This is a genomic window from Haemophilus sp. HN_Hi08 (assembly GCF_049824455.1).
Taxonomy (GTDB): Bacteria; Pseudomonadota; Gammaproteobacteria; order Enterobacterales; family Pasteurellaceae; genus Haemophilus; species Haemophilus influenzae_D.
In genome coordinates, this window is the sequence record NZ_CP187493.1 from 525977 (window position 1) to 541808 (window position 15832).

General features: G+C 38.4%; 14 protein-coding genes and 1 riboswitch. Of the genes, 2 read left to right on the forward strand and 12 right to left on the reverse strand.

Annotated elements, in window-relative coordinates; all coding sequences use genetic code 11:
• Positions 1-77 precede the first annotated feature (77 nt).
• The 11 genes from adk to ACPT8O_RS02690 form a co-directional block, all read right to left on the reverse strand.
• Positions 78-722, reverse strand: coding sequence for an adenylate kinase (adk, locus tag ACPT8O_RS02640; protein ID WP_041175242.1), 645 nt, complete (start codon positions 720-722; stop codon positions 78-80).
• Between the two features lie 83 nt (positions 723-805).
• Positions 806-2083: an MFS transporter gene (locus tag ACPT8O_RS02645; RefSeq protein ID WP_041175241.1), complete on the reverse strand. Its 1278-nt coding sequence runs from the start codon at positions 2081-2083 to the stop codon at positions 806-808.
• A gap of 142 nt (positions 2084-2225) precedes the next feature.
• Positions 2226-3242 (reverse strand): UDP-glucose 4-epimerase GalE, encoded by a 1017-nt coding sequence (gene galE, locus ACPT8O_RS02650; RefSeq protein ID WP_021034420.1) that lies wholly within the window; start codon positions 3240-3242, stop codon positions 2226-2228.
• Positions 3243-3285: 43 nt separating this feature from the next.
• The gene (rhlB, locus tag ACPT8O_RS02655) at positions 3286-4533 is read right to left on the reverse strand and encodes an ATP-dependent RNA helicase RhlB (protein WP_021034419.1); all 1248 of its coding nucleotides are present in this window, start codon (positions 4531-4533) and stop codon (positions 3286-3288) included.
• A 116-nt stretch (positions 4534-4649) separates the two neighbouring features.
• Positions 4650-4856 carry a DNA gyrase inhibitor YacG gene (gene yacG, locus ACPT8O_RS02660; protein ID WP_005645697.1) on the reverse strand — a complete coding sequence of 69 codons (207 nt, stop codon included), beginning with the start codon at positions 4854-4856 and terminating at the stop codon, positions 4650-4652.
• On the reverse strand, positions 4849-5469 hold the full coding sequence (gene coaE, locus ACPT8O_RS02665) for a dephospho-CoA kinase (protein ID WP_021034418.1): 621 nt from the start codon (positions 5467-5469) through the stop codon (positions 4849-4851). Before coaE ends, yacG begins: the two co-directional genes overlap by 8 nt.
• 70 nt (positions 5470-5539) lie before the next feature.
• On the reverse strand, positions 5540-6805 hold the full coding sequence (gene glyA, locus ACPT8O_RS02670; protein ID WP_041175240.1) for a serine hydroxymethyltransferase: 1266 nt from the start codon (positions 6803-6805) through the stop codon (positions 5540-5542).
• Between the two features lie 123 nt (positions 6806-6928).
• Positions 6929-8218, reverse strand: a complete 1290-nt coding sequence (gene purD, locus ACPT8O_RS02675) for a phosphoribosylamine--glycine ligase (protein ID WP_021034416.1) — start codon at positions 8216-8218, stop codon at positions 6929-6931.
• A gap of 64 nt (positions 8219-8282) precedes the next feature.
• On the reverse strand, positions 8283-9881 hold the full coding sequence (gene purH / locus ACPT8O_RS02680; RefSeq protein ID WP_021034415.1) for a bifunctional phosphoribosylaminoimidazolecarboxamide formyltransferase/IMP cyclohydrolase: 1599 nt from the start codon (positions 9879-9881) through the stop codon (positions 8283-8285).
• A gap of 187 nt (positions 9882-10068) precedes the next feature.
• Positions 10069-10473: a DoxX family protein gene (locus tag ACPT8O_RS02685; RefSeq protein WP_005655793.1), complete on the reverse strand. Its 405-nt coding sequence runs from the start codon at positions 10471-10473 to the stop codon at positions 10069-10071.
• Between the two features lie 112 nt (positions 10474-10585).
• Positions 10586-12325 carry a protein-disulfide reductase DsbD gene (locus tag ACPT8O_RS02690; protein WP_021034414.1) on the reverse strand — a complete coding sequence of 580 codons (1740 nt, stop codon included), beginning with the start codon at positions 12323-12325 and terminating at the stop codon, positions 10586-10588.
• Positions 12326-12516: 191 nt separating this feature from the next.
• Between ACPT8O_RS02690 and arcA the strand changes: the two genes are divergently transcribed.
• A complete protein-coding gene (gene arcA / locus ACPT8O_RS02695; RefSeq protein ID WP_005655790.1) occupies positions 12517-13227 on the forward strand; it encodes a two-component system response regulator ArcA in 711 nt (236 codons plus the stop codon).
• 176 nt (positions 13228-13403) lie between these two features.
• Positions 13404-13514, forward strand: a riboswitch (glycine riboswitch).
• A 112-nt stretch (positions 13515-13626) separates the two neighbouring features.
• Entirely contained in the window at positions 13627-14997 is a 1371-nt protein-coding gene (locus ACPT8O_RS02700; RefSeq protein ID WP_021034413.1) for an alanine/glycine:cation symporter family protein, read from the forward strand.
• Between the two features lie 58 nt (positions 14998-15055).
• Here the strand turns inward: ACPT8O_RS02700 and ACPT8O_RS02705 are convergent, their stop codons facing one another.
• The gene (locus tag ACPT8O_RS02705; RefSeq protein WP_005655786.1) at positions 15056-15793 is read right to left on the reverse strand and encodes an epoxyqueuosine reductase QueH; all 738 of its coding nucleotides are present in this window, start codon (positions 15791-15793) and stop codon (positions 15056-15058) included.
• Positions 15794-15832: the final 39 nt, after the last annotated feature.

The following is a 15832-nucleotide window of genomic DNA, read 5'->3' on the forward strand; positions in this document are numbered from 1 at the left end:
TAATTCGCTGATTTCTTCAGCCTTTAAGGTGCAGACTAATTATATTTTCTAAAGTGCGGTTAATTTTTAGATTATTTTTAGCCTAAGATTTTATCTAACTCTTGGCTAACCTCTTCTACTTTTTGTGTACCATCTAAACGGAAATATTGAGTATTCCCCTCTTTCGCTTCTGCTTGGTAATAATCAATTAATGGACTAGTTTGTTTATGATATACGGCTAAACGATCTAATACAGTTTCTGGTTTATCATCTGCACGAATAATTAAATCTTCGCCAGTTACATCATCTTTACCTTCCACTTTGGGTGGATTATAAACGATGTGGTAAGAACGACCAGATGCTTGGTGTACACGACGACCGCTCATACGTTCAACAATCACTTCGTCTGGCACATCAAATTCTAAAACAAAGTCAATTTTAACACCTGAATCTTTCAGTGCATCCGCTTGTGGAATAGTACGAGGGAAACCATCTAACAAGAAACCATTTGCGCAGTCAGGTTGTGCAATACGATCTTTTACAAGCGCAACGGTTAATTCATCTGGTACTAATTTACCTTCATCCATTAATGCTTTAGCTTGTTTGCCCAATTCAGTCCCCGCTTTGATTGCAGCACGGAACATATCGCCAGTTGAAATTTGCGGGATACCAAATTTGTTCATAATAAATTGTGCTTGAGTGCCTTTACCTGCACCCGGCGCACCTAAAAGAATAATTTTCATAAAAATCTCCATTAATAAAAAACGTGATTAAGATACTGATAAAGAATAGTGTGGTCAAATTTTTTATAATTTTTACCGCACTTTTATACAAAGCTGGTCTTATGATTTTGTTGATTCCAAGGTGCTACCCAAAATAAACAAAGCATGCCTGGAATCGCTAAAAATAAACAAAACCAAAAATACTGATAATACCCCACTGCTCCCACTACATAACCAGAAAGCATACCTAAAACTTTACTAGGCAAAGCTGAAAGGCTTGTAAAAAGTGCAAGTTGCGTTGCAGTATAAAGCGGATTACTCTCACGCGCCATAAAAGCCACAAAAGCCGCGGTGCCAAGTCCAACGCCGATATATTCTGCGGCAATCACAACACCTAGTTTCCATAACTCGGCTGATGTAATAACATCAAAATGACCGAAAGCAGACAACCAAATAAACCCACCAATTGTTACCATTTGTACAAGCCCAAATAGCCACAATGCACGGTTAATACCCAGTTTTATTATTATCACACCACCAGCAAGCCCAGATAAAATGCTTGACCAAAGTGCGGTACTTTTTACAACAATAGCTATATCCTCTTTGCTAAACCCCATATCATAAATAAATTTGGTTTGTAGCGTTGTGGCAAAAGAATCCCCGAACTTATACAAAAACAAAAACAGTAAAAAACCGATAGCCTGAATAACGCCCTTACGCTGGAAAAATTCTTGTAATGGAATCCAAAATGCTTGATAGAACGGCTGATTAGTTTGCTGCATGTCTATTTTTGGCTCTTTTGCTAAAAATAACGTCATAAAGATGCCCGCTAACATACAAAGTGCGGTCCATAAAAAGACAGTTTCCCAAGGATAAATCGCCGCCAAATAGAGCGATAATCCACCCGGAATTAATCCCGCAATTCGATAAGCATTAATATGAATAGTGTTTCCCAAACCTAATTCATGATCACTCAAAATCTCACGACGATACGCATCCAACACGATATCTTGTGTGGCTGAAAAAAAGGCGATAAGCAACGCAATATTTGCCACCACGCTCAGTTGTGTGAGCGGATCAAACAGGCTAATGATGTAAAGTAAAATCAATAATGCCACTTGTGAAAGCAGCATCCAGCTACGACGACGCCCTAAAAAACTCGGGAAATAACGATCCAATAATGGTGCCCACAAAAATTTCAATCCATAAGGCAACATCACGCCAGTTACTGCACCAATAAGCTCAATTGAGAGATGCTTATCCGTCAGCCAAACAGGCAACATTTGCAATAACACAAATAATGGCAAACCAGAATTAAAACCTGTGAATACGCAAATCAACATTTTGCGTGTAAAAATTTGGGAAGAAAGGGAATTTGACATAAAGTGCGGTTAATTTTGGTTGTATTTTAGAAATTTCGCCTTTCAATTAAAGGATTTTTGTAAAAATTAGGGGATTTTTAATCATTCCCCCCAATGTTTAGCATTCTTCTTCCTAAAAAAGAAAAACAAATATTAGAGAATATTAATCTCTGTACCCTTTGGGATTATTTTTCTGCCAGTTCCACGTATCTTGCATCATTTTTTCAAGACCACGTTCTGCCACCCAACCAAGCTCTTTTGCAGCTAAACTTGGATCAGAATAACAAGTGGCAATATCGCCAGGGCGGCGTTCTACAAGTTTATATGCAATTGTAATATCGTTGGCTTTTTCAAAGGCTTTTACCATATCTAATACGGAATAACCATGACCTGTACCAAGGTTATAAATATGTAAACCAGAGTCATTTTCATGACGTTGAAGCGCTTTTAAATGTCCCACGGCTAAATCCACTACATGAATATAATCACGCACCCCAGTTCCATCGCGAGTGTCATAATCACTACCAAATACAGAAAGTTGTGCTAATTTACCGATAGCAACTTGGCTAATATAAGGTAATAAATTATTTGGAATGCCATTTGGATCTTCACCAATCAAGCCACTTTCATGCGCCCCAACTGGATTAAAATAACGCAAGATGGTCATGCTAAATTTTGGTTCCGCTTTTGCTGTATCGCGTAAAATCTGCTCAACCATATATTTAGAGGTACCATAAGGATTGGTTGTACCGCCGACTTCACAATCTTCTGTAATTGGAATAATTTTTGGATCACCGTAAACCGTTGCAGATGAGCTAAACACAAAGTTCCAAACACCCGCTTTTTTCATTTCTTGAATTAATACAAGGGTGCCAGCGACATTGTTCATGTAATATTCTGTCGGCTTTTGAACACTTTCCCCTACGGCTTTTAACCCTGCAAAGTGAATAACAGAGCTAATCTCATTTTCTGCAAAAATTTTTTGTAACAAAGTACGATCTAAAATATCGCCTTCATAAAACTTTGCGTCTTTGCCCGTAATTTGTTTTACGCGTTCAAGGGATTTTGGCGATGAATTGCAAAGATTATCTAATATCACCACCTCTTTGCCAGCATTTAATAATTCTACAACTGTGTGAGAACCGATATAACCGGCACCACCTGTCACTAAAATGGCCACAATGATCTCCTTATTAATTATTGAGACTAAAAAAATTATATCACTATTTTGTGTGATAAGAAAGATGTCTTGTATGCCCTTGCGGTCGCACCGCACGTTTTAAACGATATGGTTTCGGCAGTTCAAGCAAGGCTTCTGTTTCATATTGGCTCACTGGGATAGAATGGCCAATATATTCTTCAATTGCTGGTAAATTCATCGCATATTCTTCGCAAGCGAAACTAATAGAAACACCACTTTCCCCTGCTCGTCCAGTACGGCCAATTCGGTGAACATAATCTTCTCGATCATCGGGTAAATCATAATTGAAAACATGCGTCACATCAGAAATATGCAAGCCACGAGCAGCCACATCTGTTGCTACTAAAATATCTAAATTACCATCAGTAAATTGTTTTAATAAGGACAAACGTTTTTTCTGTGCTACATCGCCAGTCAGTAAGCCGACACGATGCCCATCAGCAGCCAAATAACCCCAAATTTCTTCACAACGATGTTTCGTATTAGCAAATACAATACAACGCTCAGGCCATTCATCTTCCATTAAGGTTAAGAGAAGTGCCATTTTATCCTGATTAGATGGATAAAAAAGTTCTTCTTTAATGCGATGTCCTGTCTTTTGTTCTGGTTCTATTTCAATATATTCAGGATCATTCATATCTTCAAATGCTAATTCACGCACTTTATAAGAAAGCGTCGCTGAAAATAACATCGTTAAACGCACTTGCGGAGTGGGGCATTTACGCAATAAATAACGAATATCACGGATAAATCCAAGATCGAACATTCGATCCGCTTCATCTAGCACGACAACTTGAATTTCATCTAAACAAATTACGCCTTGTTTCACATAATCAATGACTCGCCCCGTCGTACCAATCAAAATATCTACGCCACGCTCAATCGCTTGTAGTTGTTTATCATAACCATCGCCACCATAGGCAAGTGCGGTTTTTAATCCACAGGCTTTTGCAAGAAATTCTGCGTCATTACTAATCTGCACCGCTAATTCTCGAGTAGGTGCTAAAATCAAAGCTCTTGGGTGAGGATATTCCAGATTAGGATCTTGGTGAGTTAAAAGATGGTGAAAAGTAGCCGTTAAAAAAGCCATTGTCTTGCCTGTACCAGTTTGAGCTTGTCCTGCGACATCGCGTCCATTTAAACTGATAGGCAAGGATAAAGCCTGAATTGGGGTACAAAAATCAAAGCCTTTTTTTGCCAAAGCATCTCGTACAATCGGATGTAGAGGAAGATCGGAGAATCGTTGTTGGCTTAAATAATCTTGTTGCATAAAAATTACATTTTAGAATAATAAAATTACGTTTAGCATAGCATTTTTAGGAAAAATCCTCAAAAAAGCACCGCACTTATAAAAATTAACCGATAGGGTTTCCTATCGGTTAATCTCTATTTAATGCTCCATTCGTCACTCACATTTGGATCCATTGCAAAATCAGCAGTATCACTTGGAATCGCTTTTTCTTCAGCCGCCCATTCGCCAAGATCGATTAACTGGCAACGTTTGCTACAAAAAGGTCGAAAAGTACTTTCATTTGTCCAAGGCACAGATTTCTGGCAAATCGGACAAGGTACTTCAATAATTTCGTCAGACATTTTTATTTTCCGCTTGTTGTAAATAAAACTGGTGCAATTCTAGCACCTTTTTCTGCAAGTGCGGTAAGTTTTGAGCCAGATCAGCATCATTGTTAATCACATCATCCGCCCATTTCAAACGCTCTTGTTGAGAAACTTGAGAATTTATAATTCGTTGAATTTGCTCAAAATTATTGTTATCTCGTTGAGCTGAACGAGCAAGTTGAGTTTGTGGACTCACATCTACTACCAAAATACGATCACAAAGTGCGGTCAATTTATTTTCTATTAATAAAGGGACGACAAATAATGTGTAAGGTGCAGTTTGTTCAGAAAGTTGTTGTTTCATTCGTTCACGAATAGCGGGATGTAAAAGATTATTTAACCACTGTTTTTCTTCATCATTGCAGAACACTCGCTCTCGTAAGGCTGCACGATTAAGTTCTCCTTGCTCCGTTAAAATTTGAGCCCCAAAATGTTCAACAATTTTTGACAATAAAGGGGAATCTTTCGCAACGACTTCTCTAGCAACCACATCCGCATCTACTAGAGGTACGTCAAGATCGGCAAATAAATTAGCAATCGTTGTTTTACCACTACCAATGCCACCAGTTAAGCCAACAATATAAGTCATATAATTTCCCATAAAAAATAAGCGGCGATATTAATCGCCGCTAACCATATAATCAACGAAAGAAAATAAATCATTTCGGATAAACTGGAAGACGTTTACAAATTGCTAATACTTTTTCTTTAGTTTCAGCAATCACTTGTTCTTCATTTTCTTTGCCTAAAGCATCTAAAACATCACACATCCAGCCAGCTAATTCACGCACATCATTTTCATTGAAACCACGGCGAGTCACAGATGGTGTGCCTACACGGATACCTGAAGTAACAAATGGTTTTTGCGGATCATTTGGTACAGCGTTTTTGTTCACGGTAATATTTGCTTTGCCTAATGCCGCATCAGCTGCTTTACCTGTTAATCCTTGTTTAATGAAACTTACTAAGAACAAGTGGTTTTCAGTACCATTTGATACAACGTCATAATCACGTTGTTTAAATACATCAACCATTGCTTTCGCATTTTTGATTACATTTGCTTGGTATTCTTTATATTGAGGCTCTAATGCTTCTTTAAAGCAAACTGCTTTTGCCGCAATAATATGAACTAATGGACCACCTTGATTTGCGGGGAATACAGATGATTGTAATTTTTTGTAGATTTCTTCATTGCCACAAGATGAAAGAATTAAACCACCACGTGGACCGCCTAAGGTTTTGTGGGTTGTAGTGGTTACAACGTGTGCGTGCGGAAGTGGATTTGGGTATAAACCTGCTGCGATTAAACCTGCAACGTGTGCCATATCCACAAATAAATACGCACCCACTTCATCTGCGATTTCACGCATTTTCGCCCAATCCACAACTTGTGAATAAGCCGAGAAACCAGCAACGATAAGTTTTGGTTTACATTCTAATGCTTTTTGACGAACATCTTCATAATCAATTAAGCCATCCGCAGTGATTCCATAAAGCACAGAGTTATAAATCTTGCCAGAGAAACTGACTTTTGCACCGTGAGTTAAGTGACCACCGTGAGCCAAATCCATACCTAAAATAGTATCGCCTGCATTAATCAACGCACCATACACTGCAGCGTTTGCTTGTGAACCAGAGTGCGGTTGAACATTCACGTAATCTGCACCAAATAATTCTTTCGCACGATCAATGGCTAACTGCTCCACAATGTCTGCATACTCACAACCACCGTAATAACGTTTACCTGGATAGCCTTCAGCGTATTTATTAGTGAATTGTGAACCTTGAGCTTCCATCACACGCGGACTAGCATAGTTTTCAGATGCAATGAGTTCGATATGTTCTTCTTGACGACGATTTTCATCTTGGATCGCTTGCCACAATACCGGGTCGTAATCAGCGATAGTCATATTTCTTGTAAACATTGTGTTCTCCTGTTATGTAATTTATGGCAGATAGTTTAACTGTTTATGGATAAAAACTTAATTAAAATTTCATTCCTAAATTTTCATTACTTAAATGAAATTAATTCATCATAATGATATGAATTATTTTTGCAACTCTCGTTCAACAGCCCTATACCCAATATCTCGACGATAAAAACGCCCAGACCATTGAATTTGCTCAGCCAATTTTAACGCTTTCTGCTGTGCCTCAAATACGCTTTCGCCTAATGCAGTTACACAAAGTACACGACCGCCGTTTGTTACTAGCTTGCCTTCTTGTTCTGCGACACCCGCTAAGAAAACTTTCTCGTTTTTGACCGCACTTTTAGGCAATCCGCTGATTTCATCGCCTTTGCGATAATCTTTTGGGTATCCTTCTGCAGCCAATACGATACCTAAAGAAGCCTGTTGATCCCACTGTGATGTTACTTCATCTAATTTGCCGTCACAGGCTTTAAGACAGAGTTCAACAAGGTCTGATTTGAGACGTAGCATTATTGGTTGCGTTTCCGGATCGCCAAAACGACAGTTAAATTCGATCACTTTCGGCTGACCATTCGGCATAATCATTAATCCTGCATACAGGAAGCCAGTATAAACATTGCCTTCTTCCGCCATGCCATTAACCGTCGGATAAATCACTTCCCGCATAATGCGACTATGAATTTCGGGTGTTACCACAGGTGCAGGCGAATACGCACCCATACCGCCTGTATTTAATCCCGTATCATTTTCGCCAACACGTTTATGATCTTGGCTAGTCGCCATAGGCTCAACATTTTTACCGTCTACCATTACGATAAAACTGGCTTCTTCGCCATCTAGAAACTCTTCAATTACTACTTGGCTCCCCGCTTCGCCAAAGGCATTGCCAGAAAGCATATCATGCACAGCGTTTTCCGCCTCTTGCAAGGTCATCGCAACGATTACGCCTTTACCCGCAGCTAAACCATCTGCTTTAACGACAATTGGTGCGCCTTTCTCACGCAAGTAAGCCAATGCTGGTTCGACTTCGGTAAAGTTTTGATATTCCGCTGTTGGAATTTTATGACGAGCAAGAAAATCTTTAGTAAATGCTTTTGAACCTTCTAATTGTGCCGCTGCTTGAGTTGGGCCAAAAATTTTCAATCCTGCCTTGCGAAATGTATCAACAACACCAACTACTAACGGAGCTTCAGGGCCAACAATGGTTAATCCAATTTGTTTATCTTGAGCAAATTTCACTAAGGCTGGAATATCTGTCGCAGAAATATTCACGTTTTCTACTTTGTGTTCCAATGCAGTGCCAGCGTTACCTGGTGCGACAAAAACTTTATCCACAAGTGGAGATTGTGCAGCTTTCCAAGCCAGAGCGTGTTCACGACCGCCGTTTCCGATGATAAGAATGTTCATAATAATCCTAGTATCTTTTTGAATTTAATCCCCTCTTTACGAAAGAGGGGGAGAGTTAGATAAATTAATGTCTAAAATGTCGCATCCCAGTTAATACCATGACCATATTATGTTCATCCGCGGCATCGATGACTTCTTGATCACGCATTGAACCACCTGGGTGGATCACACATTGAATGCCCACTTTCGCCGCTGCATCAATGCCATCACGGAATGGGAAGAAAGCATCAGATGCCATTACACAACCAGCCACTTTTAAGCCTTCATCTTGCGCTTTGATACCTGCAATCTTCGCAGAATATACGCGGCTCATTTGACCTGCACCAATGCCAACAGTTTGATTATCTTTAGCGTAAACAATGGCATTAGATTTCACAAATTTTGCCACTTTCCAGCAGAACAATAAGTCTTTTAATTCTTGTTCAGTTGGCTGACGTTTACTCACCACTTTTAAATCATCCAAACCAACCATACCTAAATCAGCATCTTGTACTAATAAACCACCATTTACACGTTTGAAATCTAAACGTTCAGAACGTGAGGTCAATCCTCCACATTCAAGCAAACGGACATTTTTCTTGCGTTGTATTACTTCTTGCGCTTCAGCAGAAACTTTCGGTGCAATAATCACTTCGACGAATTGGCGTTCCACAATTTCATTTGCTGTTTTTTCATCTAATTCACGGTTAAAAGCAAGAATTCCGCCAAATGCAGACGTTGGATCGGTTTGGTAAGCGCGATTATAAGCATCTAAAATATCCTTACCTAACGCCACACCACAGGGATTAGCGTGTTTAACGATAACACAAGCTGGCTCATCAAATTCTTTCACGCATTCAAGTGCTGCATCAGTGTCGGCAATGTTATTGTAAGATAATGCCTTACCTTGCAGTTGATTAGCCGTAGCCACGCTCCCTTCTTTCACATTTAAATCAACATAGAAAGCAGCATTTTGATGGGCATTTTCTCCATAACGCATGGTTTGTTTACGTACGAAATTAAGATTTAAAGTCCGTGGGAATTGACCGCACTTTGCATTCGCCTCTTCTTCCTCTGCAATATGATAAGGTTTTACTAGCTGACCGAAATAGTTGGCAATCATAGAATCATATTGAGCGGTATGTTCAAATGCTTTAATCGCAAGATCAAAACGAGTTTCAAAAGTTAGGCTGTTTTGGTGTTTATCCATTTCTGTAAGAATGGCGTTAAAATCATTATTATTCACTATGATCGCTACATCTTTATGGTTTTTCGCCGCAGAACGAACCATGGTTGGCCCCCCAATATCGATATTTTCTACCGCATCAGTCAAGGTGCAATCTGGCTTAGCAACGGTAGCTGCAAAGGGATATAAATTCACAACAACCATATCAATGCCTTCAATACTATGTTGTTGCATAATGGCATCGTCCGTACCACGACGACCAAGAATCCCGCCGTGTATTTTTGGATGTAAGGTTTTCACTCGACCGTCCATCATTTCAGGAAAACCTGTGTAATCAGACACTTCAATTACAGGTAAACCATTTTGTGCTAAAAGTTTTGCCGTTCCGCCTGTTGAAAGTAGTTTTACACCGCGTTTAACTAAACCTTGAGCAAACTCTACAATACCCGTTTTATCAGACACACTCAGTAAAGCCTGACGAATTGGACGATCTGCCATTGTATTTTCCTTTCATTAAATAGTTAAAAATAAGCGATGAGAATTATAACGCAAACGTTTGCTTAAATATAGAAAAGATTAAATATAATTTCTTAAAGTGCGGTAAAAATACGATAAATTTCAGGCATAAAAAAGCCCACATAAATGTGGGCAAAAATAAGGATAAAATTATGAAACTACAACTAAACTACTTTTTAAAAAACTTATTATCTAAAGCACAAGCACCTGCGCCAGAAAATACAAAATATAGAAAGAGAAGTGAGTAAAGTAATGCAAGTTCGCCGCCATTTGCAATTGGGAAAAATAGATTTCCTTTTCCTGCTACGTGCATAAAGAAATAGGCATATGCCATTTCCCCTGACAAAATAAACGCAGCTTGGCGTGTAAATAAACCTAAGATTAATAAAATGGAACCAACAATTTCAATTACGCCTGCCACTAGTAGCATTGGATCGCCTACTGCACCATTTCCTCCAGTCATAGAAATTGGAAATTCCAAAAATTTTGCCGTGCCGTGTAAAATAAACATATAAGCGACAACGATACGTAAAAATGCCAAGAAATACGGGCGATATTTTTCAAGATTGTTCATTTTGCTTTCCTTTTGTTTAAAGATGAATTAAAACGGCGTCATATTAATCTTTAACGGATAGTCAAACAATAATTAAAATTGAAAAATACTTTTTACCAAAAGTAAAAAATAACTAAAGTAGCTTTTCAATCCAATTAGAAAAAGCATCAGCATCCATAAAGCCCGTTACTCTACTTCCTTTAATTTCATTATTTTGCTGATCAAAAAATAAAATCGTAGGCAATCCCATCACATTAAAGCGTTCCATTAATGCTTTATTTTCTGGGCTATTCTTTGTCATATTCACTTGTAACAATAAGATATTTTGAAATTGCTGTTGCACTTGTGGATCTGAAAACGTCAGCTTTTCAAATTCTTTACAAGCAACACACCAATCCGCGTATAAATCCAACATAGCAATTGAATGCGGATTTTCCGCTAAAGTGCGGTCAAGTTCTTCAGTATTTTTAATTTGCTTAAATTTAACTTGAGAAACAGGCATATTTTCTACCGCACTTTGTGTTGTAGTTTGAGTTTGCCAAATCCAATTTTGCAGGGGTTGTACAGTAACCATAGCCAACGCAAAACTAATAATTTTAATAGCATAGCCAAAACCGTTCTTAGACATCTGCAACGCAAACCAAATAAAAAATACTGTCGCTAACCCAGCCCATAAGCGAGGTTCCCATACTTCAGGCAAAATACGAGAAAGTAAAAACACAGGTAACGCCAACATAACAAAGCCGAATGTTTGTTTTACGGTATTCATCCATTCGCCTGATTTTGGCAAAATTTTATTACCAAACAATGTGATTAACATTAGCGGCACGCCCATACCCAGTGCAAGTAAATAAAGGGTTGCTGCGCCTGTGAATAAATCGCCACTTTGCGCCACATAAAGTAAAGCACCAGAAAGTGGCGCAGATGTACAAGGCGATGCCACCAGCCCAGCAATCATTCCCATCGCAAAGGAACCGCCAAAAGCACCTGAGGTTTGTTTTTGGCTCCATGTATTCAATTTATTTTGTAAGCTATTTGGCAATTGAATAGTAAATAAGCCAAACATTGAAAGGGCAAGCACAACAAATAAAATAGAAAGCCCGATCATCACATAAGGATGTTGCAAGGCGATTTGAAACGGTAAACCGATGGCTGCCACTGCAAGCCCTAACAAAGTATAAGTCAGTGCCATACCTTGAACGTAAAGAAAAGCTAAACTAAACGCACGCATCATATTTGGACGTTGTTGCTGACCGATAACAATAGCAGAAAGCAACGGTAACATTGGCAATACGCAAGGCGTAAAAGCCAGTCCCAATCCCAATAAAAAGAAACCGAAAATTGCCCATTTACTATGGAATAAACCATCAGCTAAACGATCTTGTTCAGATAAAAGTGCGGTATTTTTTTCAACTGTTTTTTCGACAATTTGCTCTTGAGAAAGAGCTAAATCGCCAATTCGCAATACTTTAGTTTCAGGCGGATAGCAAAAACCTTCGGTACATCCTTGATAAGTGATTTCAACCTTATCATCAGCATTATTAAATGCTCCGCTAAATATTCCATCAATTGAGTGAGTAAAAACTTGCACTTCGCCAAAATAAGGATCTTGATGTAATTCCGCTGCCTGTTGGGTATGCAAAGAGAGAGAATTTGATTTACCAACTAATTCAGCATTAATCTTATCTTGATATAAATAATAGCCATCAGCAATATCCCAATGGGCTTGTAACTGGCTTTTATCTGTAGATAAAGTAGCAGAAAAAGCAAAAGCATCATCTACTTTTAAAAAGGTTTGTTTTTTATCGAATAAACCTGAATTAGCCGCAAAAGCAGTGAAAATCAGCGTAAAAAAAAGAAAGAGTTTTTTCATAGAATTGAGTGTAAAAATATAAATGTTCGAAATTCTATCACAAAGAAAGTTGAATACCTAAAACTATGATTTAGATCACAAAAAGGAAAATCAGGTAAAAAATCACCGCACTTTTTTATTGTTACAATAATGTTGCACAGCTAGAATGATAGCTTTGATAGCATACGCCAAAATAAGTATAAGGATGGAAAATGGCTACTCCAAAAATTCTCGTTGTTGAAGATGAAATCGTCACTCGAAATACGCTTAAAGGGATTTTTGAAGCGGAAGGATATGATGTATTTGAAGCAGAAAATGGTGTTGAAATGCATCATATATTGACAAATCATAATATTAATTTGGTTGTGATGGATATTAATTTACCAGGTAAAAACGGCTTATTATTGGCAAGAGAACTCCGTGAAGAATTAAGCTTACCTCTTATTTTTTTAACTGGTCGAGATAATGAAGTGGATAAAATTTTAGGTCTGGAAATTGGTGCCGATGATTATTTAACCAAACCTTTTAACCCTAGAGAACTGACTATCCGCGCACGTAATCTATTGCATCGCACAATGCCGCATCAAGAAAAAGAAAATACATTTGGTCGAGAATTCTATCGTTTTAATGGTTGGAAATTAGACCTAAATAGCCACAGTTTAATTACACCAGAAGGACAAGAATTCAAACTTCCTCGCAGTGAATTCCGTGCAATGTTACATTTCTGTGAAAATCCAGGAAAATTGCAAACGCGCGAAGAATTGCTGAAAAAAATGACAGGACGAGAGTTAAAACCTCAGGATCGTACCGTAGATGTCACAATTCGACGTATCAGAAAACATTTTGAAGATCATCCAAATACTCCAAATATCATTATGACTATACATGGAGAAGGCTATCGTTTTTGCGGAGATATTGAATAAAGAGATTTTTCTACATAAAAATTCCTTTTTGAAATTCATTTCCTATTTTGTTAGAATTCGCACACTTTTCAGTATCTAATGAAAAGTGAGTTCGGATGAAGGTAGCTGGAGAGCGGGGAATTGACCCCACACCGACGATGTAAAATCTTTCAGGTGCGATGGCAGGGACTGTTACTGGACGAACCCTTGGAGAGATCCATTTTAGAAATGGACGCCGAAGGCGCAAAAGAGCGGTTAATTTTTTAATCGTTTTTCAAACGCTCAGGCAAAAGGACAGGGGCAAAAGACAATCTATTGTAAGTGTGGAAATTATCTATCTTTTCACCGCACTTTCTTTTCCATTGTATCTTTTCGTCTTCTTGTCGTGTTTATTTTTGATTTAAACGACGAGGAATCACAATGACAATTGAGTCAATTCTTTCAGCTATTGATAGCTTTATTTGGGGCGCACCGCTACTTATATTATTATCTGGTACAGGACTCTATTTAACGTTACGCTTAGGCTTTATTCAAATTCGCTACTTACCGCGCGCACTAGGTTATTTGTTCAAAAAAGATAAAGGTGGAAAAGGGGATGTTTCCTCTTTTGCCGCACTTTGTACTGCATTAGCCGCAACAATTGGAACGGGTAATATTGTGGGCGTTGCAACTGCGGTACAAGCAGGTGGGCCTGGCGCTATTTTTTGGATGTGGCTGGTTGCTTTGTTAGGAATGGCAACAAAATATGCCGAATGTTTACTCGCAGTTAAATATCGTGTTCGTGATAAAAATGGCTTTATGGCTGGCGGCCCGATGTATTACATTGAACGCGGACTAGGTATTAAATGGCTGGCAAAATTATTTGCATTATTTGGTGTAATGGTGGCCTTTTTCGGAATAGGTACATTCCCACAAGTAAATGCAATTACTCACGCAATGCAGGACACTTTTAACATTCCCATTTTAGTTACAGCAATTATTGTTACACTTTTAGTCGGCTTAATCATTCTTGGCGGAGTTAAACGTATCGCAATCGCATCATCAGTAATTGTGCCGTTTATGGCGATTTTATACGTCACAACTTCACTGGTTATTATCCTTTTGAATATAGAAAAAGTACCAGATGCGATTTTATTGATTATTGATAGTGCTTTTGATCCACAAGCAGCATTAGGCGGTGCCGTAGGGCTTACTGTAATGAAAGCGATTCAATCAGGCGTCGCTAGAGGCATTTTCTCCAATGAATCAGGTTTAGGAAGCGCGCCAATTGCAGCCGCAGCGGCACAAACTCGTGAGCCTGTCCGTCAAGGTTTAATTTCTATGACAGGAACATTCTTGGATACCATTATTGTTTGTACGATGACGGGGATTGTATTGGTATTAACTGGAGCTTGGAATAACCCTGAATTAGCGGGTGCAACAGTAACAAACTACGCCTTTGCACAAGGTTTAGGCACATCAATTGGTGCAACGATTGTAACAGTTGGCTTATTATTTTTTGCATTCACGACTATTTTAGGTTGGTGTTACTACGGGGAACGTTGCTTTGTTTATCTCGTCGGTATTCGTGGCGTAAAACTATATCGTTTAGCTTATATTATGTTGGTTGGTTTAGGGGCATTCTTACACTTAAATTTAATCTGGATTATCGCCGATATTGTAAATGGTTTGATGGCTTTCCCAAATCTTATCGCACTTATTGGATTGCGAAAAGTGATCGTTGAAGAAACAAAAGATTATTTTCAACGTTTAAAAATTAATCATTATGATCAAGATGAAGTGATAAAATAGTTAAATAAAAGGTGCTGTTCAGCAAATTCTGTGAGACAGCACCTTTATTTTTCTATTTTTAATCAGCACTATAATATAATTTTCCGATTTCAATTTTTTGACGACCCGTATCTTCTCGCCATTTATTACTATCACGTAAAGAATACACACAACCGCAATATTCTTGTTGATAGAATCGCTCACGCTTACTAATCTCAATCATACGCTGTGAACCACCTTCCTTGCGCCAGTTATAATCCCAGTAAACTACATCATCATATTTTTCCGCCGCACGATGTCCACAGCCATTGATTTGATTCATATCTTTCCAGCGAGAAATTCCCAAGCAACTAGTAAATACAGGGAAACCGTGTTTATGTGCATATTCAGCCGTTTTTTCAAAACGCATATCAAAACACATTGTGCAGCGAATACCTCTTTCAGGCTCCCACTCCATTCCTTTGGCACGATCAAACCAATTTTGACGATCGTAATCAGCATCAATAAATGGAATACCAAATTTTTTTGCAAAACGGATATTTTCTTCTTTACGAATCAAATATTCTTTGAGTGGATGAATGTTTGGATTATAAAAATAAATTGTAAATTCAATGCCTGATGCAAGAATTGCTTCCATCACTTCACCAGAGCAAGGCGCACAACAAGAATGCAAAAGGAGCTTATTGTGTCCATCTGGCAACTCAAGTTTTTCACGAATAAAAGGTGCGTTAGGATCCTTACGGATTTTTTGTTTTCGCGGTTTAGCTTGAAAATTGACCGCACTTATTTCTAGTTTAGGTTGAAGTTCTGTATTCATAAAGTTTAATTAAAATTAATGGGTATCAAGTATATAAGC

What these genes read in the sequence shown, in the direction of transcription:
- adk (WP_041175242.1), bottom strand. Translation starts at nt 722, where the DNA reads ATGAAAATTATTCTTTTAGGTGCGCCGGGTGCAGGTAAAGGCACTCAA.
- ACPT8O_RS02645 (WP_041175241.1), bottom strand. Translation starts at nt 2,083, where the DNA reads ATGTCAAATTCCCTTTCTTCCCAAATTTTTACACGCAAAATGTTGATT.
- rhlB (WP_021034419.1), bottom strand. Translation starts at nt 4,533, where the DNA reads ATGCAACAAGATTATTTAAGCCAACAACGATTCTCCGATCTTCCTCTA.
- yacG (WP_005645697.1), bottom strand. Translation starts at nt 4,856, where the DNA reads ATGTCTGACGAAATTATTGAAGTACCTTGTCCGATTTGCCAGAAATCT.
- coaE (WP_021034418.1), bottom strand. Translation starts at nt 5,469, where the DNA reads ATGACTTATATTGTTGGCTTAACTGGTGGCATTGGTAGTGGTAAAACA.
- glyA (WP_041175240.1), bottom strand. Translation starts at nt 6,805, where the DNA reads ATGTTTACAAGAAATATGACTATCGCTGATTACGACCCGGTATTGTGG.
- purD (WP_021034416.1), bottom strand. Translation starts at nt 8,218, where the DNA reads ATGAACATTCTTATCATCGGAAACGGCGGTCGTGAACACGCTCTGGCT.
- purH (WP_021034415.1), bottom strand. Translation starts at nt 9,881, where the DNA reads ATGGCAGATCGTCCAATTCGTCAGGCTTTACTGAGTGTGTCTGATAAA.
- ACPT8O_RS02685 (WP_005655793.1), bottom strand. Translation starts at nt 10,473, where the DNA reads ATGAACAATCTTGAAAAATATCGCCCGTATTTCTTGGCATTTTTACGT.
- ACPT8O_RS02690 (WP_021034414.1), bottom strand. Translation starts at nt 12,325, where the DNA reads ATGAAAAAACTCTTTCTTTTTTTTACGCTGATTTTCACTGCTTTTGCG.
- arcA (WP_005655790.1), top strand. Translation starts at nt 12,517, where the DNA reads ATGGCTACTCCAAAAATTCTCGTTGTTGAAGATGAAATCGTCACTCGA.
- ACPT8O_RS02700 (WP_021034413.1), top strand. Translation starts at nt 13,627, where the DNA reads ATGACAATTGAGTCAATTCTTTCAGCTATTGATAGCTTTATTTGGGGC.
- ACPT8O_RS02705 (WP_005655786.1), bottom strand. Translation starts at nt 15,793, where the DNA reads ATGAATACAGAACTTCAACCTAAACTAGAAATAAGTGCGGTCAATTTT.